This window comes from Kitasatospora sp. NPDC059646 (genome assembly GCF_042734615.1).
GTDB lineage: Bacteria > Actinomycetota > Actinomycetes > Streptomycetales > Streptomycetaceae > Kitasatospora.
The window spans coordinates 51,122-73,485 of the sequence record NZ_JBHWDS010000023.1; the positions used below are offsets into that span (position 1 = coordinate 51,122).

At 72.2% G+C, this 22,364-nt stretch carries 27 protein-coding genes and 1 tRNA gene; 13 read left to right on the forward strand and 15 right to left on the reverse strand.

What is annotated here, in order from left to right; translation table 11 throughout:
- Positions 1-114: 114 nt before the first annotated feature.
- From ACFV1L_RS18500 to ACFV1L_RS18555, 12 genes are all read right to left on the reverse strand, one after another.
- Positions 115-927: a hypothetical protein gene (locus ACFV1L_RS18500; protein WP_380367069.1), complete on the reverse strand. Its 813-nt coding sequence runs from the start codon at positions 925-927 to the stop codon at positions 115-117.
- Positions 928-1,007: 80 nt separating this feature from the next.
- Entirely contained in the window at positions 1,008-1,463 is a 456-nt protein-coding gene (locus ACFV1L_RS18505; RefSeq protein ID WP_380367071.1) for a single-stranded DNA-binding protein, read from the reverse strand.
- Between the two features lie 42 nt (positions 1,464-1,505).
- A complete protein-coding gene (locus tag ACFV1L_RS18510) occupies positions 1,506-2,834 on the reverse strand; it encodes an AAA family ATPase (RefSeq protein WP_380367073.1) in 1,329 nt (442 codons plus the stop codon).
- Positions 2,834-3,658, reverse strand: coding sequence for a hypothetical protein (locus ACFV1L_RS18515; protein WP_380367075.1), 825 nt, complete (start codon positions 3,656-3,658; stop codon positions 2,834-2,836). The genes ACFV1L_RS18510 and ACFV1L_RS18515 overlap by 1 nt, the downstream gene beginning before the upstream one ends.
- Before the next feature lie 83 nt (positions 3,659-3,741).
- Positions 3,742-4,371 (reverse strand): histone-like nucleoid-structuring protein Lsr2, encoded by a 630-nt coding sequence (locus ACFV1L_RS18520; RefSeq protein ID WP_380367077.1) that lies wholly within the window; start codon positions 4,369-4,371, stop codon positions 3,742-3,744.
- Positions 4,368-4,661 carry a hypothetical protein gene (locus ACFV1L_RS18525; protein ID WP_380367078.1) on the reverse strand — a complete coding sequence of 98 codons (294 nt, stop codon included), beginning with the start codon at positions 4,659-4,661 and terminating at the stop codon, positions 4,368-4,370. Before ACFV1L_RS18525 ends, ACFV1L_RS18520 begins: the two co-directional genes overlap by 4 nt.
- Positions 4,661-6,145: a UvrD-helicase domain-containing protein gene (locus tag ACFV1L_RS18530; RefSeq protein ID WP_380367080.1), complete on the reverse strand. Its 1,485-nt coding sequence runs from the start codon at positions 6,143-6,145 to the stop codon at positions 4,661-4,663. The genes ACFV1L_RS18525 and ACFV1L_RS18530 overlap by 1 nt, the downstream gene beginning before the upstream one ends.
- Before the next feature lie 65 nt (positions 6,146-6,210).
- On the reverse strand, positions 6,211-7,146 hold the full coding sequence (locus ACFV1L_RS18535) for an ATP-binding protein (RefSeq protein ID WP_380367081.1): 936 nt from the start codon (positions 7,144-7,146) through the stop codon (positions 6,211-6,213).
- Entirely contained in the window at positions 7,143-7,487 is a 345-nt protein-coding gene (locus ACFV1L_RS18540) for a hypothetical protein (RefSeq protein ID WP_380367083.1), read from the reverse strand. Before ACFV1L_RS18540 ends, ACFV1L_RS18535 begins: the two co-directional genes overlap by 4 nt.
- A gap of 151 nt (positions 7,488-7,638) precedes the next feature.
- Positions 7,639-8,094, reverse strand: coding sequence for a hypothetical protein (locus ACFV1L_RS18545; RefSeq protein WP_380367084.1), 456 nt, complete (start codon positions 8,092-8,094; stop codon positions 7,639-7,641).
- Positions 8,091-8,441, reverse strand: a complete 351-nt coding sequence (locus ACFV1L_RS18550) for a hypothetical protein (RefSeq protein ID WP_380367086.1) — start codon at positions 8,439-8,441, stop codon at positions 8,091-8,093. The genes ACFV1L_RS18545 and ACFV1L_RS18550 overlap by 4 nt, the downstream gene beginning before the upstream one ends.
- Positions 8,442-8,561: 120 nt before the next feature.
- Positions 8,562-9,041, reverse strand: a complete 480-nt coding sequence (locus tag ACFV1L_RS18555) for a hypothetical protein (RefSeq protein ID WP_380367087.1) — start codon at positions 9,039-9,041, stop codon at positions 8,562-8,564.
- Between the two features lie 224 nt (positions 9,042-9,265).
- Between ACFV1L_RS18555 and ACFV1L_RS18560 the strand changes: the two genes are divergently transcribed.
- From ACFV1L_RS18560 to ACFV1L_RS18585, 6 genes are all read left to right on the forward strand, one after another.
- Entirely contained in the window at positions 9,266-9,646 is a 381-nt protein-coding gene (locus tag ACFV1L_RS18560; protein ID WP_380367089.1) for a helix-turn-helix domain-containing protein, read from the forward strand.
- A gap of 207 nt (positions 9,647-9,853) precedes the next feature.
- A complete protein-coding gene (locus ACFV1L_RS18565) occupies positions 9,854-10,126 on the forward strand; it encodes a hypothetical protein (protein ID WP_380367091.1) in 273 nt (90 codons plus the stop codon).
- Entirely contained in the window at positions 10,116-11,471 is a 1,356-nt protein-coding gene (locus ACFV1L_RS18570; RefSeq protein ID WP_380367093.1) for a tyrosine-type recombinase/integrase, read from the forward strand. The genes ACFV1L_RS18565 and ACFV1L_RS18570 overlap by 11 nt, the downstream gene beginning before the upstream one ends.
- Before the next feature lie 461 nt (positions 11,472-11,932).
- A complete protein-coding gene (locus ACFV1L_RS18575; RefSeq protein WP_380367094.1) occupies positions 11,933-12,820 on the forward strand; it encodes a hypothetical protein in 888 nt (295 codons plus the stop codon).
- Positions 12,821-13,094: 274 nt separating this feature from the next.
- A complete protein-coding gene (locus tag ACFV1L_RS18580) occupies positions 13,095-13,223 on the forward strand; it encodes a DLW-39 family protein (protein ID WP_014137031.1) in 129 nt (42 codons plus the stop codon).
- A 108-nt stretch (positions 13,224-13,331) separates the two neighbouring features.
- Positions 13,332-13,404, forward strand: a tRNA-Ala gene (locus ACFV1L_RS18585).
- A gap of 85 nt (positions 13,405-13,489) precedes the next feature.
- Here ACFV1L_RS18585 and ACFV1L_RS18590 read toward each other — a convergent pair.
- Positions 13,490-14,356 (reverse strand): DUF5324 family protein, encoded by an 867-nt coding sequence (locus ACFV1L_RS18590; RefSeq protein ID WP_380367096.1) that lies wholly within the window; start codon positions 14,354-14,356, stop codon positions 13,490-13,492.
- A gap of 167 nt (positions 14,357-14,523) precedes the next feature.
- On the opposite strand from ACFV1L_RS18590, the gene ACFV1L_RS18595 reads away from it, so the two are divergent.
- Positions 14,524-15,051 (forward strand): peptidylprolyl isomerase, encoded by a 528-nt coding sequence (locus ACFV1L_RS18595; RefSeq protein WP_380367098.1) that lies wholly within the window; start codon positions 14,524-14,526, stop codon positions 15,049-15,051.
- 129 nt (positions 15,052-15,180) lie between these two features.
- Positions 15,181-16,080, forward strand: a complete 900-nt coding sequence (locus ACFV1L_RS18600) for a rhomboid family intramembrane serine protease (protein ID WP_380367100.1) — start codon at positions 15,181-15,183, stop codon at positions 16,078-16,080.
- A 268-nt stretch (positions 16,081-16,348) separates the two neighbouring features.
- Here ACFV1L_RS18600 and crgA read toward each other — a convergent pair whose 3' ends face one another.
- Positions 16,349-16,603 (reverse strand): cell division protein CrgA, encoded by a 255-nt coding sequence (crgA, locus tag ACFV1L_RS18605; protein ID WP_035864452.1) that lies wholly within the window; start codon positions 16,601-16,603, stop codon positions 16,349-16,351.
- Between the two features lie 152 nt (positions 16,604-16,755).
- Here crgA and ACFV1L_RS18610 point away from each other — a divergent pair, with 152 nt between their 5' ends.
- From ACFV1L_RS18610 to ACFV1L_RS18630, 5 genes are all read left to right on the forward strand, one after another.
- On the forward strand, positions 16,756-17,526 hold the full coding sequence (locus ACFV1L_RS18610) for a DUF881 domain-containing protein (RefSeq protein ID WP_380367101.1): 771 nt from the start codon (positions 16,756-16,758) through the stop codon (positions 17,524-17,526).
- A 90-nt stretch (positions 17,527-17,616) separates the two neighbouring features.
- Positions 17,617-17,787 carry a hypothetical protein gene (locus tag ACFV1L_RS18615; protein ID WP_014137037.1) on the forward strand — a complete coding sequence of 57 codons (171 nt, stop codon included), beginning with the start codon at positions 17,617-17,619 and terminating at the stop codon, positions 17,785-17,787.
- Positions 17,788-17,846: 59 nt separating this feature from the next.
- Complete coding sequence (locus ACFV1L_RS18620) at positions 17,847-18,509, forward strand: aminodeoxychorismate/anthranilate synthase component II (RefSeq protein WP_380367103.1); 663 nt, start codon at positions 17,847-17,849, stop codon at positions 18,507-18,509.
- A gap of 3 nt (positions 18,510-18,512) precedes the next feature.
- Entirely contained in the window at positions 18,513-19,460 is a 948-nt protein-coding gene (locus ACFV1L_RS18625) for a class E sortase (RefSeq protein WP_380367105.1), read from the forward strand.
- A gap of 18 nt (positions 19,461-19,478) precedes the next feature.
- Positions 19,479-20,207 carry a class E sortase gene (locus ACFV1L_RS18630; RefSeq protein ID WP_380367107.1) on the forward strand — a complete coding sequence of 243 codons (729 nt, stop codon included), beginning with the start codon at positions 19,479-19,481 and terminating at the stop codon, positions 20,205-20,207.
- A 67-nt stretch (positions 20,208-20,274) separates the two neighbouring features.
- On the opposite strand, the gene pknB is transcribed toward ACFV1L_RS18630, so the two are convergent.
- A complete protein-coding gene (pknB, locus tag ACFV1L_RS18635) occupies positions 20,275-22,308 on the reverse strand; it encodes a Stk1 family PASTA domain-containing Ser/Thr kinase (RefSeq protein WP_380367108.1) in 2,034 nt (677 codons plus the stop codon).
- Between the last annotated feature and the right edge of the window lie 56 nt (positions 22,309-22,364).

Consider the following 22,364-nt stretch of genomic DNA (forward strand, 5'->3'; position numbering starts at 1 on the left):
GGGGGGGGGGGGGGGGGGGGTTTGCCGGCGGTGGGCGTGGGGGGGGGGGTTATGGGGGTGATGTTTGGGGGGGGGGGGGGGGCCGCGGCGCGGGGGGGGGCCCACGGGGCGGGATCAGACGGGCTGGGCGAGCATCCGGCAGCCGATGACGGTGCCGGTGGAGTTGCGGACCTCCAGGTACGGGACGCGCAGGTCGTTGCGCCCGTACGGGACGCGGGAGAGGGCGACCGGCAGGGACACGATCGGATAGACCCCTTCCCGCTTCGGCGGCAGGTTGTGGGTGTGGCCGTACTCGACCATCGAGGTGGGGACCAGGTCGGTGTACTCGGTGCCGAGTTCGACGGTGGCGATGCGGGCGGGCTGCTTCTCGGGCGGGATGACGCAGAGGAGGCCGTCGTCGATGTCGTCGGATCCGTCGGCGCGTTCGGGGCGGTAGATCCGGATCGGGTGGGGGGTGAGGTTGATGAGCACGGTGTTCCTCGGGTTGGGGCCGGCCGTCCGGGGACGGCCGGCGGGCGGGCTACTTGGCGGCCATGTGGAACAGCGGGGTGGCGGCGCGCTGGCGGTGAGGGTGTCCCGGGCTTCTCGCAGTGCGGCGCGGAGCCGGGTGATCTCCTCGCCGAGGCGCATCGTGTTCCAGGCGGAGTCCACTGCCCGCTGCTCCAGTTCGTCGGCGCGGCGGGCCTGCCGCCGGGCTTCGACGACCGTGGACTGCCAGCGCCGGTAGTACTCGTCGAACACCCGGGTGGTGGCCAGGACTTCGGCGTCGCGGGCCTGCTCCCACTGCTCGGCCCGCTTCTCGGCGGCGGCGAGCTCCTCGCGGACCTGGTCGCGGTAGGCGTCGAGCAGCGCCGTGGCCTGCTCGGGAAGCTTGAAGCTGACGTGGAACGCGCGCTCGATCTGCTCGCGTGGGGTGCGCTTCGGCATGTGGGTCTCCGTGGTCGGGTCAGATGGGTGGCGGGCCGTCAAGCGGCCGGGGACGCGAAGCCCCCGGCCGCCGGGCTGGGTCAGAACGGCGGTTCGGTGGGGGCCGGGGCGGTGGTGCTGGACCACGGGTCGCCGGCGGGGCCCTGCGGGCGTCCGGCCGGAGCGGCGTCGCGCTGGGTCTTGGTGACGCGGGCGGTCGCGGAGCGGAGGGACGGGCCGATCTCGTCGACCTCGACTTCGAAGGCGGTTCGCTTCTCGCCTTCCTTGGTCTCGTAGGAGCGCTGGACGAGGCGGCCCTGGATGATGACGCGCATGCCGCGCTGGAGGGTCTCGGCGATGTTCTCCGCGGCCTGGCGCCAGGCGTTGCAGCGGAGGAACAGGGTGGTGCCGTCCTTCCACTCGTTGGTCTGGCGGTCGAAGGTGCGCGGGGTCGAGGCGATGCGGAAGTTGGCGACTGCGGCTCCGGAGGGGGTGAAGCGGAGCTCGGGGTCGTCGACGAGGTTGCCGACGAGGGTGATGACGGTGTCTCCGGCCATGGGGCAGTTCTCCTTGGTGGTGGGGTGATGGGTGGTCAGTGGTCAGGACAGGGCACCGGTGGGCGAGTAGCCGGTGATGTTGGTGTCGATGGGGGTGTAGGCGCGCCAGGGCCATCCGCCTTCGTGGCCCTGACAGATGAAGGCGGGCCAGTCCCGTTCGTCGCGGGCGCCGCGCCAGGGGATGATGCGGCGACCGCGGTCGTCCTGGGCCGTCCGCTCGTCCTCGACGGGGCGGAGGCCGAGTCCGAATTCGGGCCAGCGGAGCCAGAGGCTGGAGCCGACGGGGCGGAGGGCGCGGGGGCCGAGGCCGTTGCCCTGGGGGGAGTGCGCTTCGAGGGAGAGCGCGCAGCCGGCGGTGGCGCGGGCTTCGTCGAGGACGACGGTGACCTTGCGGGCGAGCTCCTCGGAGTTCGGGTCGCCGGCGTGGAGCCGGTAGATCGGGCCGACGATGAGGAGGTCAGGCATCACCGCCTCCACCCTGCGCATCAGCCAGGCGCGGCCGTCCGCCCGGGTGAGGTCGACGCCTTCGGGCCGCAGGTCGATGTGGAGTTGGTCGCGCTTGACGGGGGTCCGCTGGCGCTCGGCGGTGTTCATCAGGGCCCGGTAGTGGCGGGCGGACTGGCGTGCGGAGTTCTCGCAGTCGAGGACGAGGACTCGGGCGGCGCCGGTCTGGTTGATGGAGCCGTTGAACGGCATCACTCCGGCGGCGGCGGTGACGGCGAGCTGCCGCTGGAGGACGCTCTTGCCGCCGCCCTCGCCCGCGGTCCAGACGATGCGGTCGGTGCGCTCCAGCAGGCCGGGCAGGACCCAGTCGTAGTCGCCGTGGTCGATGGCGAGGAAGTCGTGCATGTCGAGCACGGGGGTGTCTTCTGCGGCGCGACCGGCGTCGCGGACGTCGCGGAGTCGGGCGACGGCCTGTTCGGCGAGGTTCGCGGCGGCGTCGTCGCCTCCGGCCGGGTCGAAGGCTGCCTGGGCGATCTCGCGGCCGGCGCGGATGAGCTGGCGGCGGAGGGAGAGCGCGCGGAGGTGGTCGGCGAGCCAGTCGACGCTGGCGGCGACGGCGCCGGCCTGGATGCAGGTGTGGAGGTAGGAGGGGCCGCCGATACGGGTGAGGTTGCTGTCGGCCTGGAGGCGGTTGGTGATGGTGATGGGGTCGATGGGCTGGCCGGCGTCGAGGAGGGCGGCCATCGCGGTGAGGATGGTGGCGTGGCCGGGCCGGTAGAAGTCGGCGGGGGCGATGGCGGTGTCGCGGAGGATGCGGCGGGGGTCGCGGGCGAGTGCGACCTGGCCGACGAAGGCCTGCTCGGCCTCCAGGTCGTGCGGTTCGGCGCGGAGGAACTCGTCCTCGGGCGGCTCGTAGGCGGTGGTCATCAGTAGATCCCTCGGTCTGCGTAGCTCTGGTGTTGGGGCTGCTGCGGGGTGGGCGGGGCGAGTTCGTCGTCGTAGCGCTCGCCGTTGAGCCAGGTGGTGGGGTGGGGCACGAAGCGCGGCTCGGTGCCGACGGCGACCCAGAAGGCGGCGTGGCGGGGGACGGCTGCGGCGATGGCCGCGGGGTCGGCCCCGCGCTTCAGCGCGGCGGCCCAGGCTTTCCGGGCGGCGCCCTTGCCGACCTTGCGCGGGTACGCCGTCCAGAAGGCCTCGAACAGGTCGGCCGCAGGGGCGGGTGTGGCGCGCGGGGCGGGAGAGTTCTCTCTCTTGAGGGGGGTGAGGGGTAGGGGTCCGGGTTTCCCGGACGCTATGGGGGTCAAATCCGGACCCAAACTAGGGTTAGCATCCTGAGAATCCGGACCCTGTGGAGCCTCATAGCGTCCTGAGAATCCGGACCCTGACGGGCTGTTAGCGTCCGGGAAATCCGGACCCTGCGGGTCGGTAGCGTCCTGAGGATCCGGACCCTGTCCGGCCTGGGCGAGCACCGCGAACGTGGGAATGCGGTAGACGGCGCGGCGGCCCCGACGGCCTGTCTCGACGGCCTCCAGTGCGCCCTTCGCCTTGAGAGCCCGCAGGACGTCGTACCGGCTGGAGCGGGAGGGGATCCGCATCCGGCGAACGGTCTCGGGGTCGTCCTCGATGCCGGGCCAGCAGATGCGCGTCCCGTCGTTGGCGTCTTCCGCCAGCACGGCGAGGACCCATGCCTCACGGTGCGTCAGCGTCGAGGGCGCGTGGTCCATGACCTCGACGATCAGGCGGATGCCCACTTGGTGGTCCTTCGGGTCGGTGCGGTTGGTGGCTGGTGCTGGCGGCCCCTGGCCGGGGAGACATCCGGGGGCCGCCAGCGGCTCTACGCGGCCTGCGCGTCGCGGTAGGCGTCGACGACGGCGCGCGGGATCATGCCGGCGGCGCCGACGGTGTGGCCGTGGTCGCGGGCCCAGATCCGGATCGCGGCGGCCTCGGCGCGGTCCGGGCGCCCGGCCGGGGCCGGGGCTCCCTTGGCGGCGCGCAGGGCGTCCCGGGCGGCGGCCAGGGCCTGTTCGGCGGCGCGCACCCGCTCCTCGGCCGCGGTGACGACGGCCTCGCGGCGGCGGGCCTGCTGGAGGTCGGCGAGCGCGGTGCGGGCCTGGTCGGCGAGGCGCTGCATCCGCGGCGACGGGTGCTGCATGCCCCAGGCGATGAGGCCCTGTGCGGTGGTCGCGACCGCGTCGGTGGGGCCGTCGTTCTGCGGCTCGGCGAAGTACTCGTGGCCGGCGTTGCGGACCGCGTCGGCGATCTCGTCCTGGTCCAGGCCGGTGGCGTCGATGATGGCGGCGACGGTCTCGCCGTCCCGGTACATGGAGACGGCGACGGCCTGCTGGGTGTTCACGGGCCGGACCTCCTCGGGGTGCTGGGTGCGGGGGCGGATGCGGGGGGCTGGCGGCCGGACGACGGCGGGCGTCTCGGCGTCGATGAGGGCGCGGAGGGCGGCGACGGTCACGCGGCGGCTCCGGGCTCGGCGGGGTGCGGCCTGCGGCCGGTGGCGGCCTGCGCGAGGCGGTAGACGGCGGGGCTGGAGCGGCGCTTGCCGAACGCGATGGCCCGGGCGTCGACCAGCGCCGAGGCGGAGGCCGGAGTGGGCAGGGCCTGCGGGGTGTAGCCGGGCCCGGGCGGGGCCTCCGGCACGCCGGCGACGGCGGCCGGGGTGTGGGCGGGGCAGCGCCAGCCGCACGGGTAGAGGCGGGCCGGGGCGCCGCACGGCACGGTGCCGGAGCCGCAGAGGCCGGCCATCACGCGGCCACCGCCCGGACGTCGCACACCCACTCCAACGCGGTGGCGTCGAGGTCGAGCCGGGCGCGGGTCACGGCGACGTACGCGAGGCGGGCCTCCTCGCGGCGCACGGTGACCAGCTTGGTGACGGGGTCGGGGGACGGCGGCCGGAAGTCGTCGTGGATCAGCACGCGGTCCCACTCGCGGCCCTTGGAGCGGTGCGCGGTCGACACGGTGATGTCGGCCTGGTCCTCGCCGGTGAGGCTCGCGGTCGCGGCCTGGATGGCGCGCGGGCCGTGCTCGTCGATGAGCTTCACCAGGACCCGCAGGTCCGCGCCGTCGGCCTCGTCCTCGGCGTACTCGCGGACCTGCTGCCAGGTGGAGAACGCGGAGAGCTCGGGGTGGTCGGTGGGCTGGCCGGCGAGCAGCTGCTCGGCGGCGCGGGCGAGGCGCTGCATCTCGTCGCCGCCGCCGACCAGGGCGACGCGCCGCCCGGCGGCGAGGTAGTCCATGACGACGGTCATCGCGCCGGCGTTGGTGCGGCACAGCACGGCCTGCGGGTCCTTGACGCGGCCGACGCGGGACGGGATCGGGTCGTGGCCGGTGAGCCGGATCGGCGCGCCGACGATGTAGAGCCAGGCGTTGGCGGCCTCGGCGATCGCCGGACCGAACCGGAACGACCGGCTGAGCGTGAGCTGCTCGGCACCGAGGCGCTGTTCGAACTGGGCGAGGGCGTCGTTCGCGCCCCGCCACTCGTAGATCTGCTGCGCGGAGTCGCCGACGGCGATCCGCTGCGCGTGGTCCTGGTGGAGCAGGACGTCGGCGACGACGTCGTTGGTGTCCTGGGCCTCATCGAGGAGGACGACGTCGGCCCGGAGGCGCGGCCGACCGAGCTGCCACATCTTCAGGTAGTGGTCGTGCTGGAACTTCAGCAGGCCGTTGGTGCGGAGCAGGTCGCGCCACGCTGCTCGGGCGACGGGCAGGACCAGGGCGCCGAGCTGGGCGAGGGTTTCCGGCTTCTGGAGGCCGGGACGGCGGGGCAGGTGCCGGGCCGCGATCTCGAAGTCGGCGCTGTAGCACCAGCGGGTGACGGTCTCCAACGCGATCCGCATGATCTTCGGGGTGGGCATGGCGGTCTGGTCGCCGAGGTCGTTGACGATCGCCGCGGGCCCGGAGATGTCCAGCAGGCGGGGGACGTCGAGGATGCGGGCGGCGTCGAAGGCGGTCTGGCGGGGGCCGCGCAGGCGGTGCGCGTACTGGGTGCCGACCGCGCGGAAGGCGAGGGAATGCGCGGTGGAGCAACTCACCGTCCGCGGGAACGACGCGGCGGCGTCGGTGGCGATCGCCTTGTTGTAGGCGACGTACAGCATGCGGCGGCGGTCGGCGGCGCCGAGCAGGCGCAGGGTTGAGGACTTGCCGCAGCCCGCGCCGGCCTGGACGACCAGGTGCTGGCCGCGCTGGTGCGCGTCGACGACGGCGAGCTGCTCGGGGGTGGGGTCGACCACGGAGGTCTCCGTTCGGGGAGGGGCGGGGCCGCGTCGGGCAGGCAGCGCGGCCCCCACGAGGCGGGTCAGGCGGCGGTCGGGCCGTCAGGGGCGGCGGGCGGCTGGGCGGCACGCAGGGCCTTGCCGCGCTCGGTGAGGTAGGCGCTGAAGGTGGTCGGCTGGGCCGTCACCGGGTGGAGGATCGCCGCGCCGAGGAGCCGGTGCTGTTCGGCGGAGGCGTGCAGGGCCAACGCACCCTCGTAGGTCAGCGACTCGTCGGCGGCCTGGTCGAGCAAGTCCGACACGTCCGGCACCGCGGTGCCGTCCTGCAGCCACGCCAGCATCGTGGCGGCCATGTCCGGGCCCGGGCGGCGGATGACCGCTCCGGCCAGCTCCGGGCACCGCGACTTCGTGACCACGAGGGTGTTCTCCTGGTCGAGGTCGCCGACGAGGTCGAACTCGTACTCCAGGCCCTCTCGCTGCTCGGCCTTGGTGCCGATCTTCCGGACCTGCTTCTTGCCGCGCTCGTCCTCCTCGATGACCCACTCGGACTTCGTGCGCATCGTGACGATGACGTGCCCGGGGTAGGCCAGCAGCGCCTCGATCATGGCGCGCTCCACCGGGCGGGCCTCCTTCCAGCCGCCGAAGGAGCCGCCGGCCCCGGACCGCTTGCCCAGGGAGTCGACCATCTCGAGCATGCCGCCGGTGCCCATCCAGAAGTGCGACAGGGAGTCCACGACGACGGCGCCGTACCCGCCCCGCGCGGCGGCGGCGAGGATGCCGGGCAGGTCCCGCGGGTCGTACTTGCTCAGCTGGACGGTGTCGAAGGCGAAGCCGCCCCCCGAGGTGCCGACCGCGTACTTCGACGCGGAACCACGCTCCGTGTCGACCAGCGCGACGCGGTCGGCCAGGGCCGTGGCGAGGGTCAGCGCGGTGAACGTCTTGCCGGACCCGGACGGTCCTTCGAGTGCGATCCGGGCCATGGCCTTCTCCCGCGTGGCGGGGGCGAAGGTGAAACTCATGCGACTTCCTTCGTGGTGTTGCCGGCGTCGATACGCGCCAGCTGGGCGGGGCTGTAGCCGAGGGCGTGGTCGAGCTGGCGGCGCAGGCCGTCGCGGTCGCGCTGGAGCATCCGGACCTGCCCCTGGAGGCGGTTGATCTGCTCGGCCATCTCGCGGCCGCTGGCGGCGAGTTCGACGCAGCTGCTCTTGAGTCCGGCCTGGGCGGTCTCGGCGCGGTCGGCGACCAGGGCGGTCGCGCCGGCCTGCACGAGGACGTCGGCACGGGCCTCGGCGAGCTGGTCCTGGAGCAGCCGGACACGACGGTCGGCGGCCTCCTGCTGGCGGCGGGTCACGATGCGCATCAGCTCTCCTCGTTGCGCTGGCGGGGCAGGTGGATCGGGGTGTTGGTGCGGACCTGGGTGTGGAGGCGCCGCGCGGCGATGCGGCGCTGGAGGCCCGGCAGGGCGAGCAGGCCGGCCATGACGGCCAGGGCGGCGGCGGCGATGACGGCGATCAGAGGGCACCCCCGGCGCGCAGGTTGGCGAGCGTGTTGGCGTAGGTGAGGCGGGTCTTCTGCGACCAGTCGGCGGGGTCGCCGTGCTCGTCGATCCAGGACGCGCACAGCTGCTGCTCGGCGTCGGTGTGGACCTCGCGCATCGGCAGGGGAGCGACCGGTTCGTAGGCCCAGGCCCGCAGCACCGCACCTGCGAACGTCGCGTCGTACGCGACTCCGACGTGGCGGGTGGCGTTCGGGGTGCCGGGGCGGCGGATGTCGTACGTGACGGTCTCGAAGCCGAGGGCCGTGGCCAGCGCCCGGACGGCGGCGTGCCCGCCAGCGGCACCGTGCGGGGCGCTCGCCGTGAGCTCGCCGTTGGGGTGGATGTCCCAGTGGAGCGGCGTCGCCGCCAGCTCGGGGTGGTCGGTGAGCAGGGTGTGGAGCGCGGCGATGGTGGCGATGGGCCCGGTCACGCGGCCACCGCCTGCTGGCGCGGCGCGGCGGAAGCCGGCACGGATGCGGCGAGGTGGATGGAGATGCCGTCGATGACGGTGCCGATCGCCCAGATGCGGCGGGGGCCGTCGGGGTACTGCTCCGTGCGGGTCTCGAACCGCCCGGCGCCGATGATCCTGCGGAACCACAAGTCGAGGGCGGTGAACGCGGTGCCGTCGGCGGTGATGATCCAGCCGGTGACCATGTCGCCGTTGATTCGCCACTGCGGCGCGGGGCCCGGGACGCCGGCGGTTTCCGCGCGGGCGGCGAGGTTGGCCAGCACGCTGAACGTGCTGCTCTGGAGCTGGAGTTCGGTAGGCTGCGACATGCGGCCTGCCTCCTTCTCTTCGGAGTGGTGGTGTGATCGGCGGGCCGCTGGGCTCTCGCAACGGCACCGGGCGCAACCGGTGATCTCCGGGCGGGGGCCCGACCCATTTCTGAGGGCCGGTCAGGCCGCGGCGTAGGCGGCCTGGAGCTCGGCCAGGACCTGCTGCCGGTCGAACCGGCGGCTACGGCCCGCGTAGATCGGCGTGATCCGCCCTTCGCGGATCTCGACGTCGAGCCAGGACCCGCTCTTGCGCAGGTAGGCCAGCAGCTCCCGCTCGGTCATGAGCGGTTCGGGCCCGGCGTTCGGCGTGGTCTGCATCTCGCCTCTCGGTGTAGATGTAGAGTCGGCGACCACGGACAATTCGGGGATGAAGAGGTCGGTGATGGGCGTTCCCAGGGCGTCGGCGAGCAGGCGAGCGGCTCGTTCGCTGCACTCCTCCCGCGCAGTCTTCCCGGAGCCCACGATGAATCCCACCATCGCCTGGGAGAGGCCAGCCCCGGTGGGGTCGACCCGCCTGGTGGCGAGAGTGAGGCTCGGGATCTTGAGGCCGGCCTCTTGCATGGCCCGCCGGAGCTCGGCTCCGCAGTTCCGTCGTCGCATGGCGTCCTCGTGTGGCTGGTTCCGGCGCCCCCGGTGGGGCGCTTCGTTCATGTCTCTGTTCTACATGTAGATGTAGAGCCTCGTCAATAGTGCCGTGCAGTGCCGTGCAGTGCCGACCGTCCCCCGGATGCCTCCCTAAAGGCTCCCTAAAGGTCTGGTGCATCCAGGCCACGCTGGGCAGTTCGTATTGCACATGCAACACGGCTTGCGCGATGCTTCTACATATGGATGCAGAAGCGGGAGCCGTTGGCGCAGGTGAGGACCTGTCCAGCCTGATCCGACGAGCCCTCGCCGAGGCCGGCCTGAACCAGACCTGGCTCGCTCGCGAGACCGGCATCCCCCTCCCGACGATCAACGCCTGGGTCAACCGAACCCGCGGGACGGACGGACGCATCGACCCGGACCGGCTCCGTGCGATCGCCGGAGCACTTCCCGGGGTCACGGTGGCCGAGGTATTCGAATCGGCTGGTCGGCGGGCACCTGGCGACCTGGACGCCGAGCGCGAGAAGAAGCTGCTGCGGCTCTACCGCAGCCTGCCGACCACCCAGCAGCGCATTCTGATCGAACAGGCCGAGCTCCTCGCCCGGACGGCCCGCGCTTCCTGAACTGGCATCCGAAGTCGACAAGTCGCCAACCGGACGATCCTCTTCACTTTTTCTACTAACCCCGGGTGCATATGCCACGACACGGGGTACGGTCGAGGTCGAGCCACCGGCACCCCTCCATCCGCCGACGGCCCGAGCCGCGGAACCTCCTCCAGCTGCGGCACACGCGTACGCCCATGCCGTTGTGCCGAATTCTGGGGGTGGCCCATGTGCATCCGTATCCGCCACGTCGACCTGGCGGTCCAGCCCGTCCTGTACGACCCGCCGAGCGTCTCGATCCTCGTTCGGCGTGACGCCAACCCCCGCACCGCAGTGGCCGAAATCGGCGCCCTCCTGAGCGACCTCGACGCGCCGGCCGCCGACGAAGGTGCACTGTTCTGCTTCTGCGGGGACACCATCCCCCTGCCGCCCGAGTACCGTGCCGTCCCGCACGCCGGGCGTCGCGACGACCACCGGCAGGTGATCCTCCGTGGGGCGTAAGGCCACCAACAACCCGAGGCAGATGCCGTCGATGCAGTGCGGCTGCCCCCGCTGCATCACCGAGTTCCCCGAACCCAAGCGCCGGCGGCGCCGGGACTGCACCGGCGCCTGGCAGGCTCGCGTCTACCCGCCCGGCGAGCGTGAGTATGCGAGGAACTTCGAGAACGAGGACGAGGCGATCGCCTTCCTGGAGAAGGCACGCACCGAGATCCGCGAACGCAAGTGGCTGGACCCGCGGCGCGGCGAGATCAAGATCAGCGCCTGGTGGGAGCTCTTCCAGGAGACGATGAAGAACGCCGAGGAGAACACCAAAGCCCGAGACGTCTGGGCCTACACCAACTACATCGGGCCCCGGTGGGGCGCCCAGCCGCTGCTCGCACCATCATGGCTCCAGATCCAGACCTGGGTGTCCGGGCTGGAGGGGCCGCTGGTCCCATCGAGCATCAGCAAGGTGTTCCAGGTGATGGACCGCATGATGACCGCGGCCGTCCTGGATCGGCGAATTCTCTCGAACCCCTGCGACGGGGTGAAGCTGCCCAAGGCGAAGGGCAAGCACCCGGACGACCGCCGGCCGCCGACGTACGCCCAGCTCTGGCGCGTCCGGGCCTGTCTCCCCTCTTACCACCACACACTTCAGATCGTCGCCCAGGAGACCGGGCTGCGGTGGGGTGAGCTGGCCGGCCTGCGCGCCTGCTGGGTCGACTTGGCCGGGGCCCGCATCAAGGTGCGGGAAGTCCTCACGGAGACCCGCGGGCACCTGCGCCGCAAGGCGTACCCCAAGAGCGATGCGGGCCTGCGCACCGTTCCGTTGACGCCGCTGGCGGTGCGGGTGCTGCGCCAGCATCTGGCCGAGGAGCAGCCGAGCACCGCGCGGACCGACCCGAAGGACGGTCTCCACCCGGAGGAGCTCGTCTTCCACGGCCGGAACCGGCGCAACCGGAAGGGCGAGGCCGGTCGGGCGCCGCTTCGGCGGAGCGCGTTCCGACGCCTGTGGATCAAGGCGATCATGGATAGCGGCGTTGGGCGCCAGACGGTGCGCACCTGGAAAGAGGAGGTGCTGAACCCGCAGACGGGCCGCCTGGTCGAGGTCGAGAAGAGTCGAACGGACTACTGGCCGGACTTCCACGACCAGCGCCACACCGTCGCATCCAGGTGGCACGACCGTGGCGTGCCGGAGGCGGTCACCCAGGAGCTGCTGGGCCACGAGCGGGGCGGCGAGGTGACGTGGCTCTACACCCACGCGGCCTCCGACGCGGCGGGCCAGGTGCTCGTGGCGATGGCCGACTGGAAGGAAGCCCGGGCCCGCCGCGAGCCGCATTCCCGCAGGCTGCGGGTAGTTGCCTAGTCCGGAATTCGTCCGGAATCACGGCTCGGGATCGCGGTGTTGGCCAGTGTCGGGCAGTGTCGGACAGGTGTAGAAACTGTTGACCTGCGGGAACGCTGGGCGCTGCTGACCTGCGGAAAGCACTATTCCTGATAAGGAAGAGGCCACAGGTTCAAGTCCTGTTAGGCCCACCGGCGCGAAGGCCCCGATCACCTGGTGATCGGGGCCTTCGACGTTCTCCCCCGCGATCGGCCGTGACCCCGCCCGCCCCGGCTCGTTGAACCCGGTGCGCAGAGGCAACACAGGGTGAGCTGACTCGAAACTGATGTGAAGTCGGGGATAGCCGGGCGACAGACCCGGTCATTGGGTGACGTGGGACGTAGCGCGACCTCTGCTCCGGCCGGCGGACGACCGGCCCCGCCCGCCCCGGGCGACTGGGCGGTTCCCACGTCACGTCTTCTTCCACCCTGTGAGGCATCCCCATGTCCATGGAAGCCGCGCTGCTCGAATCCAGGACGCTCCGAAGCGGCCTGTGCGGGCGCACCGAAGTCCTCGACGAGGTCAAGGCCCTCGTCCTGCTGCCCGACGGACTGCACGTCACCACGCGGATGGTCGCCGACTACTTCGGGGTCGGTGAGAACGTCCTCCGGCAGATGGTCCGCCGCCACCGCCAGGAGTTGGAGAGCAACGGGTACACGGTGCTCAAGCCTGTGGATAACCCGGCGCACCAGAGTTACATGATGTCACTCTGGCAGGTCAGCGGCATCGAGGCACCCGCCGGCGACGGCGCCCGGCGCCCCCAGGGCGGCGGCAACGGCGTGGCCCTGTACTCGCGGCGCGCCGTGCTGAACGTCGCGATGCTGCTGCGGGACAGCGAGGTCGCCCGCCGGGTCCGCAGCCGACTGCTCGACCTGGTCGGGACGGCGGCCCGCCCGGTGGCCGGGCCGCCGGTCGTGCACGCGTTCCGGGCCCGGCCGTGGAAGCGCTGGAGCGAGCTGCGGTGGGACGAGCACGAGGCGGAGCGGCGGGATCCGGCCGTCGCGGCCTGGCGGTGCCGGATCGACGGGCTGGAGCCGTTCGAGCCCTGCCCGCCGTCCCCGCCGCCGGTGGCCGAGGGGTCGGAGGAGGCGCCGGGGCACGGCTTCACCGCGGAGGACCTGCCGGGCGCGGTCGCCGAGCTGGCCCACGCGCTCGGCTCGGTGGACCGGCGGCTGGACGCGCAGGGAAAGGTGATCACCGCGATCGGCGAGCGGATCTCCCGGCAGGAGTCCCGGCTGGACGCCCACGGCGCGCGGCTGGACTCGCTGGGCGAGGACGTCCGGGCGATCCGGCGGGACGTCGCGCACCTGCGCAGGCGGCGGCACAAGTAGTCGTCCGGACGGGCAAAGGGGGCGAAGGGTGCGCCACCGGTTCGGAACCGGCGGCGCACCCGGGGGCGTCGGTGAGGGTGGGGAGCGGGCCCGCAGTCCGATGACCGTACTGGTGGGGGAGCGTCAAAGGCGCTTGCAGATCGGCCGGTTGGCGATGGCGGGGGCCGCTTCTGAACCGGTTACCGGTGTGTATCATCGGCCCCAGGGCGGTCTTCAGCCTGACCGCTGGTTCGTGCCCCTACATCCAAGCAAGCAAGAAGGACGAGGTCCCGCGGTGAAGAAGCTCCTCCTGGTCGCCCTGGTCGCCCTCGGCGGCTTCTTTGTCTACCGTCAGGTCCAGGCGGACCGCGCCGAGCAGGACCTGTGGACCGAGGCCACCGACCCGGTCCCGGCCGGCCGCTGAGTCGACGCACGAGTCTTCCTCGGACCGGCCCGCGGAGCGCGCGCCGGGGCCGGTCCGAAACCCGCGCTGGGCGTTGCCCGGGAGCGGGTAGGCTAGTGCCCGTTGCTCGGGGCCTTAGCTCAGTTGGTAGAGCGCTGTCTTTGCATGGCAGATGTCAGGGGTTCGACTCCCCTAGGCTCCACAGTCGTTGAACGGCCCCCGACCTGGGGTACAGGTCGGGGGCCGTTTCCGTGTGCCTGCGGTCCTGCCCGGACCGCGGTGCGGGTTCAGTGCGGCTTGCGCGGGTCGTGCGGCTTGGGCCGGTCGTCGTCGGCGGGCTCGGTCGGCGGCGGGGTGGGCTTCGCGACGGGGCCGGCCTCCGCGTCCTCCAGGTCGTCGTGCGGGACGGAGCCGTTCACGACCGCCCCGCCGACGGGTGCGCCGGCGGCGGTGCCCGGTTCGGGCGCGATGCCCGGGGTGAGGGGGGCGGAGGCGGGCTCCGGGGGCTCGGTCAGCCACTCGGGGTTGTTCTGCTTGCGGTACCACTGCCAGGCTGCGACGCCGGCGCCGATGGCGATCGCGCCCGCGACGGCGAGGCCGGTCGCCCGGCTGTTGCAGCGCTTCTTCTTGGCGTTCTTGGCGGCCAGGCCGCTGATCTCGGCGGCGGTGACGTTGCCCTGCAGTGCGGTGATCGCGGCGGCGCCGCGGGTCTGTGCCTCGTGGGCGAGCGGGGTGACGCTCTCCTTGGCGGCTTGGAAGGTCTCGGCGACCTTGGGCGCGACGGTCGCCCGGGCCTGGCAGGCGGCCTGACCGGCCGACAGCTTGGCGGCGAGGGCGGCCTCCTGGGCCCGGTGGAACGCCTTCAGGGCGCCCTTCTGGGTGTCCGGGGGAAGGCTGGAGAAGGCGTGCTCCAAGTGCGGGGCCAGGTGCTTGGCGTACTGCACCCGGGCGGCGTGGGCGGCCTGGCCGGCCCCGCTGCGGGCCTGTGCCCCGGCGGCCGCGGCCTTCGGGCCGAGCGCCTCCAGCCGGGGGCCGAGCACCTGCCGGGCCTCCTCGGCGTAGTGCAGGGCGGCCTCCTTGGCGGACGCGGCGTAGGGCGCGACGGCGTCCCTCGCCCGTCCGGCGGTCTCGCGCGCGGTGTCCGTACGGCTCACGGGCTTCTCCTTCTCGGCGGGTGTCCGGCGTTGTCCGGGTATGCACCTTTCCACCTGATAGGAGATCATGCATGCTGCTTATCTGCCGAGCACCTTCGGCTGAGCCGTCTGCGGCACCCGTGGGATGATTCCTCGGATAGTCAGCTGAAAGACAGGAAGGTACTCCCGTGGCCGAGGAACTCACCGCCACTCTGAAGACCAACCGCGGTGACATCGTGGTCAAGCTCTTCCCGAACCACGCCCCGAAGACCGTGGCCAACTTCGTCGAGCTGGCCGAGGGCACCCGCGAGTGGAAGAACCCGGAGACCGGCGAGCTGGCTGCCAAGCCGCTGTACGACGGCACCGTGTTCCACCGGGTCATCGACGGCTTCATGATCCAGGGCGGCGACCCGCTGGGCAACGGCACCGGCGGCCCGGGCTACAAGTTCGGCGACGAGTTCCACCCGGACCTGTCGTTCGACCGCCCGTACCTGCTGGCCATGGCCAACGCCGGCCCGGGCACCAACGGCTCGCAGTTCTTCATCACGGTGGCCCCGACCAGCTGGCTGAACCGCAAGCACAGCATCTTCGGCGAGGTCGTGGACGCGGCCAGCCGGCAGGTCGTCGACGCGATCGCCACCACCGCCACCACCAAGCCCTACGACCGCCCGGTCGAGGACGTGGTGATCGAGTCGGTCGTCGTCTCGCGCGGCTGATTCGGGCCCTTGCCGCCCCGCGGGGCGGCCCCGCGCGCCCCGGCGCGCAGTAGCCTGGACGGTCCCGGCGGTGCCCCGTTCGACGCGGCGGCGGCGCCGGGACCGTTTCGTTGAGGAGGAACTGCGCCGATGCTTCCGGACGAGCCCGTGCGGCCGACGCCTGTGGACGGCCACGGTGCCGGGCTGCCCCGGTGTTACCGGCACCCCGAGCGGGAGACCGGAGTGTCCTGCGCCCGGTGCGGCCGGCCGGTCTGCCCGGAGTGCATGGTGCCCGCCTCGGTGGGCTTCCAGTGCCCGGAGTGCGTGCACGGCGCGGCCGCCGAGCGGCCCCGGCCGCGGACGACGTTCGGCGGGGTGCTGGCGCTCGGGGACGGGGCCCTGGTCACCAAGGTGCTGATCGGCCTGAACCTGCTGGTCTTCCTGCTGACCGAGTACGTCTCCAAGGAGTGGCAGGTCAAGCTCGGCCTGGTCAGCTGGGCGCCGCTGCCGGGCCTGCGGTACGGGATGGCCGCCGGGCCGGAGGAGTGGTACCGGCTGGTGACCGCGATGTTCGTGCACGGCGGCCTGCTGCACATCGCGACCAACATGTTCTCGCTCTGGGTGCTCGGCCCCCAGTTGGAGCGGGTGCTGGGCCGGGTGCGGTTCCTGGCGCTGTACCTGGCGGCGGGCATCGCGGGCAACGCGCTGTCGTTCCTGCTGACGGCCGGGCCGGACCAGCTGTTCACGGTCGGTGCGTCCGGTGCGATCTTCGGGCTGCTGGGTGCGACCGGCGTGCTGTTCCGGGTGAACCGGGTGCCGCTGCAGCCGGTGATCGTGCTGCTGGTGGTGAACCTGGTGATCACGTTCTCGCTGAGCGGGATCGACTGGCGGGCCCACCTCGGCGGGCTGGCGGCCGGCGTCGTCATCGGCGCGGGCATGATGTACGCCCCACGGGCGCACCGGAACCTGGTGCAGGGGTTGACGACGGTCGCGGTGCTGGCGGCGAGCCTGGGCCTGGTGCTGGCCGGGATGGCACGGCTGCCGGGCTGACGGGCATCGGCGCGCTCTGTCCACAGGCGGTGGACGCTGGAGCGGGACGGCCGATTGGATTTCCCGTTTCTACGCGCGTTATCCTGCTGCGTTGCGAGTTATCCACAGGGCTGGCGGAGTTTTCCCCAGTGTGGACAACCCTGTGGATAAACGTTCGGACGCTCCGTGGTCGACCGCCGTCCGGACACACCGACGACCGCCCCTGCCGAGGGCCGGAGCGGTGTGGTGAGCGGTCGGACCGGACGCCGCCCGGAGGGCGGCGCCGGCCTCACTTCCACTGCGTGGAGACGCCGAATCCCGCCGCGATGAAGCCGAAGCCGGCCAGGATGTTCCAGTTGCCCCAGCTGCGGATCGGCCAGGTGCCGCTGGTCACGTAGTAGCTCACGATCCAGGCCAGGCCGATCAGGAACAGCACCAGCATCAGCGGTGCCACCCAGCTCCGGCCGGAACTGATCTTCACGGCGGTCGCGGAGGACGGCGGCGGCGTGTAGTCGGCCTTCTTGCGGAGTCGAGACTTCGGCACGAGGGGCTCTCCTGTCGATGCGCTGTGACCGCGCAGGTGGTCAGTGGGGGCGGGGTGGCACACGGGACCGGTCGGTACGACCGGAGCTCCGCACATGCCACCGGCGTCCGTTAGCGTAGTGGCTCGCCGGGTCTGAGGGAGATAAGGGTACGGTGCCTGATTCCACGATTTCTTCGCCGAGCCCGACCGCGCGCCCGCGCCGAGGTCGAATTGTCGGACATGCCCTGACCTGCACCGTCTTCGCACTCGCCGGGCTGCTCTTCTACGTCAGCGCGGAGACCGCGCACGGCACCGACCTGCGCACCGACAACTCGCTGCTCAAGCTCAGCGACGTCATCCAGCAGCGCTCCACCCAGAACCAGCAGCTCCAGGAGCAGGTCGCGGCCGACCAGGAGCGCGCCGACCGGCTGGCCCGGGAGCAGGGGCAGAGCCCGGACGACACCGCCAGGCTGGCCGCGCTGCAGCAGGACGCCGGGCTGGACGCGCTGCGCGGGCCCGGGCTGACCGTCACGCTCGACGACGCCCCGCCGAACGCCACCGCCCGGATCCCCGGCGTCCCCGAGCCCGGCGTGAACGACCTGGTGATCCACCAGCAGGACATCCAGGCCGTGGTGAACGCCCTGTGGCGCGGCGGCGCCGAGGGCATCCAGGTGATGGACCAGCGGCTGATCTCCACCAGCGCGGTGCGCTGCGTCGGCAACACGCTGCTGCTGCAGGGCCGGGTCTACTCGCCGCCGTACGTGATCCGCGCGGTCGGGAAGACCGAGGCGCTGCACGCCGCGATCGACGCCGACCCGACGATCCGCAACTACCTGGGCTACGTGGCCGCCTACGGGCTGGGCTGGAAGGTCCAGGAGAGCGGCGAGTTGAGCCTGCCAGGGTACGCCGGATCGATCGACCTGCGGGCCGCCTCGGCCCAGTAGGCCGCCGCGCCGGTCCTGTTGGGCGGATACCGGCCTGGGCGGGACGGACTGGCGTCTACGCTTGTGCCGACCCGACCATCGAGGAGCACCATGTACGGCTGGATCTGGCGGCATCTTCCGGGCCCCGCGCCGGTGCGTGCGCTGATCGCGCTGCTGCTCGTCCTCGGGGTGGTCTACGTCCTGTTCCAGTACGTGTTCCCGTGGGCCGAGCCGCTGCTCCCCTTCGGGAACGTGACGGTGGACCAGGGCGCCGGTGGCTGAACCGGGCCCCGTCCCCGTCCCGTCCGCCCCTCGACGCCCGCACACCCCCAGGAGTAGCGATGACCTCCGCCGGCCACCCGCCCCGGATCCTCGTGGTCGACAACTACGACAGCTTCGTCTTCAACATCGTGCAGTACCTGTACCAGCTGGGTGCGGTCTGCGAGGTGGTCCGCAACGACGAGCTGACGGTGGCTCACGCCCGGCCCAGGGACGGCGAGGAGGGCTACGACGGGGTGCTGCTGTCCCCCGGGCCCGGGACGCCCGAGGAGGCCGGGGTGTGCGTCGAGATGGTGCACCGCTGCGCGGAGGTCGGGCTGCCGCTGTTCGGGGTGTGCCTGGGCCTGCAGTCGATCGCCGTGGCCTACGGCGCGGTGGTCGGCCGGGCACCGGAGCTGCTGCACGGCAAGACCTCGTCGGTGGTGCACGAGGACGGCGGGGTGTTCGAGGGCCTGCCCTCGCCGCTCACCGCCACCCGCTACCACTCGCTGGCGGTCGAGCCGGACACCGTGCCCGCCGAGCTGGTGGTCACCTCGCGCACCGAGAGCGGCGTGATCATGGGCCTGCGGCACCGTGAACTGCTGGTCGAGGGCGTGCAGTTCCACCCGGAGTCGGTGCTCACCGAGGGCGGGCACCGGATGCTCGCCAACTGGCTGGCCGAGTGCGGCTTCCCGGAGGCGGTGGGCCGCTCCTCGGGACTCGCGCCGGTCATCGGCCGGAGCTGACGGATGACCGCCGTGCGCCCGGAGCGGGGCGTTCCCGAGGACCAGGACGAGCCGGACGGCTGGGGCGTGTACGAGCCCGCCCCGGAGCAGACCCTGCAGCTGCGCCTGCCCGCCGACGGGCCGGACCGCGGGGCGATACCGGGGGCGGACGGCCGGGCCGGGCGCCGGCGCGCCCAGGGGCCGGTGGGCCTGCGCGCGGGCACCGGACGGCGCCGGGCCGCCGGGCGGGCCGCGGGCCCGCGCCCGCCGCGGCCCAAGGAGCGCAAGCGGGTGGTGCTGGCCCGGGTGGTGGGCGAGGTGTTCATCACCCTCGGCGTGGTGATGCTGCTGTTCGTCTCCTACCAGCTGTGGTGGACCAACGTGGTGGCGGACAACGCCGCCGACGCCGCGGGCAAGAAGCTGGAGCAGCAGTGGGCGCAGCCGGCCGCCCCGCAGCCCGGCGGTGCCACGCCGCCGCCGCAGACCGCGTTCGAGCCCGGCAAGGGCTTCGCGATCATCCACATTCCGAAGCTGGACCTGACGTACCCGATCGCCGAGGGCACCAACAAGCAGCAGGTGCTGGACAAGGGCCTGGTCGGCCACTACGCGGGCACCGCGATGCCGTCCGACCAGGCCGGCAACTTCGCGGTCGCGGCGCACCGGACCACGCACGGCCAGCCGTTCCGGAAGATCGGCCAGCTGGCGCCGGGCGACCGGATCGTGGTGGAGACGGCCACGGCGTACTACACGTACGAGGTGGCGGGCGGCATTCCGGAGACGCCGCCGAGCAACGTGGCGGTGATCCAGCCGGTGCCCAAGGGCTCGCCGTTCACCGCGCCGGGGCGCTATCTGACGATGACGACATGCACGCCGGAGTTCAGTGCCCGGGGAAGGCTGATCGTGTTTGGCAAGATGGTCGAGGAACGGCCGAGGAGCCAGGGGCAGCCGGAGGCGCTGACCGGGCAACACTGAGCAGCGAGGCACGGCACCATGGGCACAGCCATTCGGAGCGGGCAGCGGCGCGGACGGGTGGCTTCGGCCCTGGGGCTGGCGGGGGAGCTGCTGATCACCCTCGGCCTGGTGCTGGCCCTGTTCGTCGGGTACTCGCTGTGGTGGACGGACGTGGTCGCCCAGCGGCACGCGGACCGGCAGGGGGACCGGCTGCGGCAGACCTGGAGCGCCCCGCTGTCGCCCGGTCCCGGTGACGAGGCGTCACCTGCCGTGGAGTACGCGGCGGGTGACGGCATCGGGTTCCTGCACGTGCCGGCGTTCGGCAAGGACGACCAGACGCTGATCCGGATGGGCACCACCGCCGAGGTGCTCAACGAGGGCGTGGCCGGGGTGTACGAGGAGCCGTACCGTTCGGCGATGCCGTGGGACCCGGAGGGCAACTTCGCGCTGGCGGCGCACCGGGACGGGCACGGCGCGAAGTTCCACGACCTGGACCGGCTGGTCGACGGCGACGCGGTGGTGGTGGAGACCCGGGACGACTGGTACGTGTACCAGGTCGCCGGGACGCTGCCGCAGACCTCCAAGTACAACGTGGGCGTGGTGGCGCCCGTCCCGGAGGGCTCGCCGTTCACCGGCCCGGGCCGGTACCTGACGCTGACCACCTGCACGCCGGTGTACACCTCGCGCTACCGGATGGCGGTGTGGGCGAAGCTGGTCCGGGTGGATCCGGTGGACGCCCGCCGCACGCCGCCGCCCGAGCTGCGCTGACGGGCCGTCAACGCCGAAGGGCCGCACCGTCCCGGACGGTGCGGCCCTTCGTGCGGTGCGCTGCCGGTCAGGGCAGGGACGGCTTGTCCGCGGACTTGACGACCAGGATCACCATGTCGTTCGGGTTCAGCTGGGTGCCGGCCGGCACGTTGGAGCTGACCACCACGGCGTTGGAGTCCTGCGGGCCGGCCAGCTGGTAGCGCAGGCCGAGCTCGTTGAGCTTGGCGATGGCATCGCCGACCTTCAGGTTCTGCAGCGGCGGCATGGTGACCTTGTCGGCCAGCTTGCCCACCGTCAGGGTGACCTGCGTGCCCTTCTTGACCTGGCTGTTCTTCGGCACCGACTGGTCGATGACCTGGCCGACCTTGGTCTGGTCGGTGACGGTCTTGGTGACCACGTTCGCCGTCAGGTTGAGCTCGGCGAGCTGCTGGGAGGCGTTGTCCTGGGACTGGCCGACCAGGTTCGGCACGGTGACCTTCTGCGAGCCGGAGGAGACCACCAGGGTGATCAGGGTTCCGGTCGCGGCCTTGCCGGACACCGACTGCGAGATGACCTTGTCCTGGTCGACCTTGTCGTCGTTGCTGTAGTTGACGGTGACCTGGAAGCCCTTGGCGGAGAGGGCCGCGGTGGCGGCGTCCTTGGTCTGGTTGGTGACGTCGGGGACGTCGACCTGGGCCGGGCCGGAGGACAGGTGCACGATGATCTTGGTGTCGACGGCGACCTCGGTGCCCGCGGCCTGCTCCTGGGTGCAGACCTGGTCCTTCTGGATCTTGGTGTCGGGGCAGGCGATCGGGTCGCCCGCGGCCACCGTGAGCTTCGGGTTCTGCGACTTCGCCGCCGCCTGCGCGTCGGGGAGCGACTTGCCGACCAGGTTCGGGACGCTGGTCTTGGAGGCGCCTCCGCCGGTCTTCACCATCGCCTGCACCACGAAGAACGCGCCGACCAGGACCAGCACCGCCGCGACGGCCAGGACGATCCAGGAGGTGTTGCTCTTCTTCGGCTGCTCCTCGCGCCGCCGGCTGCCGCGGCCCTCGTAGCCGTCGTCGTAGCCGCCGCCGTTGCCGTTGCCGTAGCCGCCGTCCTGGTACCCGCCGTACGGCGCGGGCTGCTGGTTGCCGACCGGCGGCAGCACGGTGGTCGGGCCGCCCTGCTGGGGCAGCACGTTGGTCTGGCCGTACGGGTCGTACTGCCCGTTGCCCTGGTCGTAGCCGTAGCCGGCCGCGCCCATGCCGTAGGCGGCCTGCTGGGCGGCGGCGACCGGCAGGCCGTCGAGGAAGCGCTCGATGTCGTCGCGCATCTCGTCGGCGGACTGGTAGCGGTAGTCGCGCTCCTTGGCGAGCGCCTTCAGCACGATCGCGTCGATCTCCGGGCGGACCTCGGGGTCGTACGCGGACGGCGGGGCGGGCTCCTCGCGCACGTGCTGGTAGGCCACCGCCACGGGGGAGTCGCCGACGAACGGCGGGCGGACGGTGAGCAGCTCGTACAGCAGGCAGCCGGTCGAGTACAGGTCGGAGCGGGCGTCGACGGTCTCGCCCTTGGCCTGCTCGGGGGAGAGGTACTGGGCGGTGCCGATGACCGCGGAGGTCTGGGTCATCGTCATGCCGGCGTCGCCCATCGCGCGGGCGATGCCGAAGTCCATCACCTTGACGTTGCCCTGCCGGGTCAGCATGACGTTGGCGGGCTTGATGTCACGGTGCACGATGCCGGCGCGGTGCGAGTACTCCAGCGCCTGCAGGATGCCGATGGTCATCTCCAGCGCCCGCTCGGGCAGCAGCCGCCGCCCGGTGTGCAGCAGTTCGCGCAGCGTGGAGCCCTCGACGTACTCCATCACGATGTACGGGATGGAGATCCCGTCGATGTAGTCCTCGCCGGTGTCGTAGACCGCGACGATGGCGGGGTGGTTCAGCGAGGCCGCGGACTGCGCCTCGCGGCGGAACCGGGCCTGGAACGAGGGGTCGCGGGCCATGTCGGTGCGGAGGGTCTTCACGGCGACCTGGCGGCCGAGCCGGGTGTCGTGGGCGAGGTACACCTCGGCCATGCCACCGCGTCCGAGGACGCCGCCGAGCTCGTACCTGCCGCCTAGGCGACGAGGCTCTTCCATATCTCCGACCCTCTCCCCCACCGGTCGGTGAGGATGTGACGTAGTGTCCCCGCACG

What these genes read in the sequence shown, in the direction of transcription:
- ACFV1L_RS18505 (WP_380367071.1), bottom strand. Translation starts at nt 1,463, where the DNA reads ATGGCCGGAGACACCGTCATCACCCTCGTCGGCAACCTCGTCGACGAC.
- ACFV1L_RS18560 (WP_380367089.1), top strand. Translation starts at nt 9,266, where the DNA reads ATGGATGCAGAAGCGGGAGCCGTTGGCGCAGGTGAGGACCTGTCCAGC.
- ACFV1L_RS18620 (WP_380367103.1), top strand. Translation starts at nt 17,847, where the DNA reads ATGACCTCCGCCGGCCACCCGCCCCGGATCCTCGTGGTCGACAACTAC.
- ACFV1L_RS18510 (WP_380367073.1), bottom strand. Translation starts at nt 2,834, where the DNA reads ATGACCACCGCCTACGAGCCGCCCGAGGACGAGTTCCTCCGCGCCGAA.
- ACFV1L_RS18600 (WP_380367100.1), top strand. Translation starts at nt 15,181, where the DNA reads ATGCTTCCGGACGAGCCCGTGCGGCCGACGCCTGTGGACGGCCACGGT.
- ACFV1L_RS18535 (WP_380367081.1), bottom strand. Translation starts at nt 7,146, where the DNA reads ATGAGTTTCACCTTCGCCCCCGCCACGCGGGAGAAGGCCATGGCCCGG.
- ACFV1L_RS18630 (WP_380367107.1), top strand. Translation starts at nt 19,479, where the DNA reads ATGGGCACAGCCATTCGGAGCGGGCAGCGGCGCGGACGGGTGGCTTCG.
- ACFV1L_RS18625 (WP_380367105.1), top strand. Translation starts at nt 18,513, where the DNA reads ATGACCGCCGTGCGCCCGGAGCGGGGCGTTCCCGAGGACCAGGACGAG.
- ACFV1L_RS18525 (WP_380367078.1), bottom strand. Translation starts at nt 4,661, where the DNA reads ATGGCCGGCCTCTGCGGCTCCGGCACCGTGCCGTGCGGCGCCCCGGCC.
- ACFV1L_RS18500 (WP_380367069.1), bottom strand. Translation starts at nt 927, where the DNA reads ATGCCGAAGCGCACCCCACGCGAGCAGATCGAGCGCGCGTTCCACGTC.
- ACFV1L_RS18555 (WP_380367087.1), bottom strand. Translation starts at nt 9,041, where the DNA reads ATGCGACGACGGAACTGCGGAGCCGAGCTCCGGCGGGCCATGCAAGAG.
- ACFV1L_RS18540 (WP_380367083.1), bottom strand. Translation starts at nt 7,487, where the DNA reads ATGCGCATCGTGACCCGCCGCCAGCAGGAGGCCGCCGACCGTCGTGTC.
- ACFV1L_RS18565 (WP_380367091.1), top strand. Translation starts at nt 9,854, where the DNA reads ATGTGCATCCGTATCCGCCACGTCGACCTGGCGGTCCAGCCCGTCCTG.
- pknB (WP_380367108.1), bottom strand. Translation starts at nt 22,308, where the DNA reads ATGGAAGAGCCTCGTCGCCTAGGCGGCAGGTACGAGCTCGGCGGCGTC.
- ACFV1L_RS18575 (WP_380367094.1), top strand. Translation starts at nt 11,933, where the DNA reads ATGTCCATGGAAGCCGCGCTGCTCGAATCCAGGACGCTCCGAAGCGGC.
- ACFV1L_RS18550 (WP_380367086.1), bottom strand. Translation starts at nt 8,441, where the DNA reads ATGTCGCAGCCTACCGAACTCCAGCTCCAGAGCAGCACGTTCAGCGTG.
- ACFV1L_RS18615 (WP_014137037.1), top strand. Translation starts at nt 17,617, where the DNA reads ATGTACGGCTGGATCTGGCGGCATCTTCCGGGCCCCGCGCCGGTGCGT.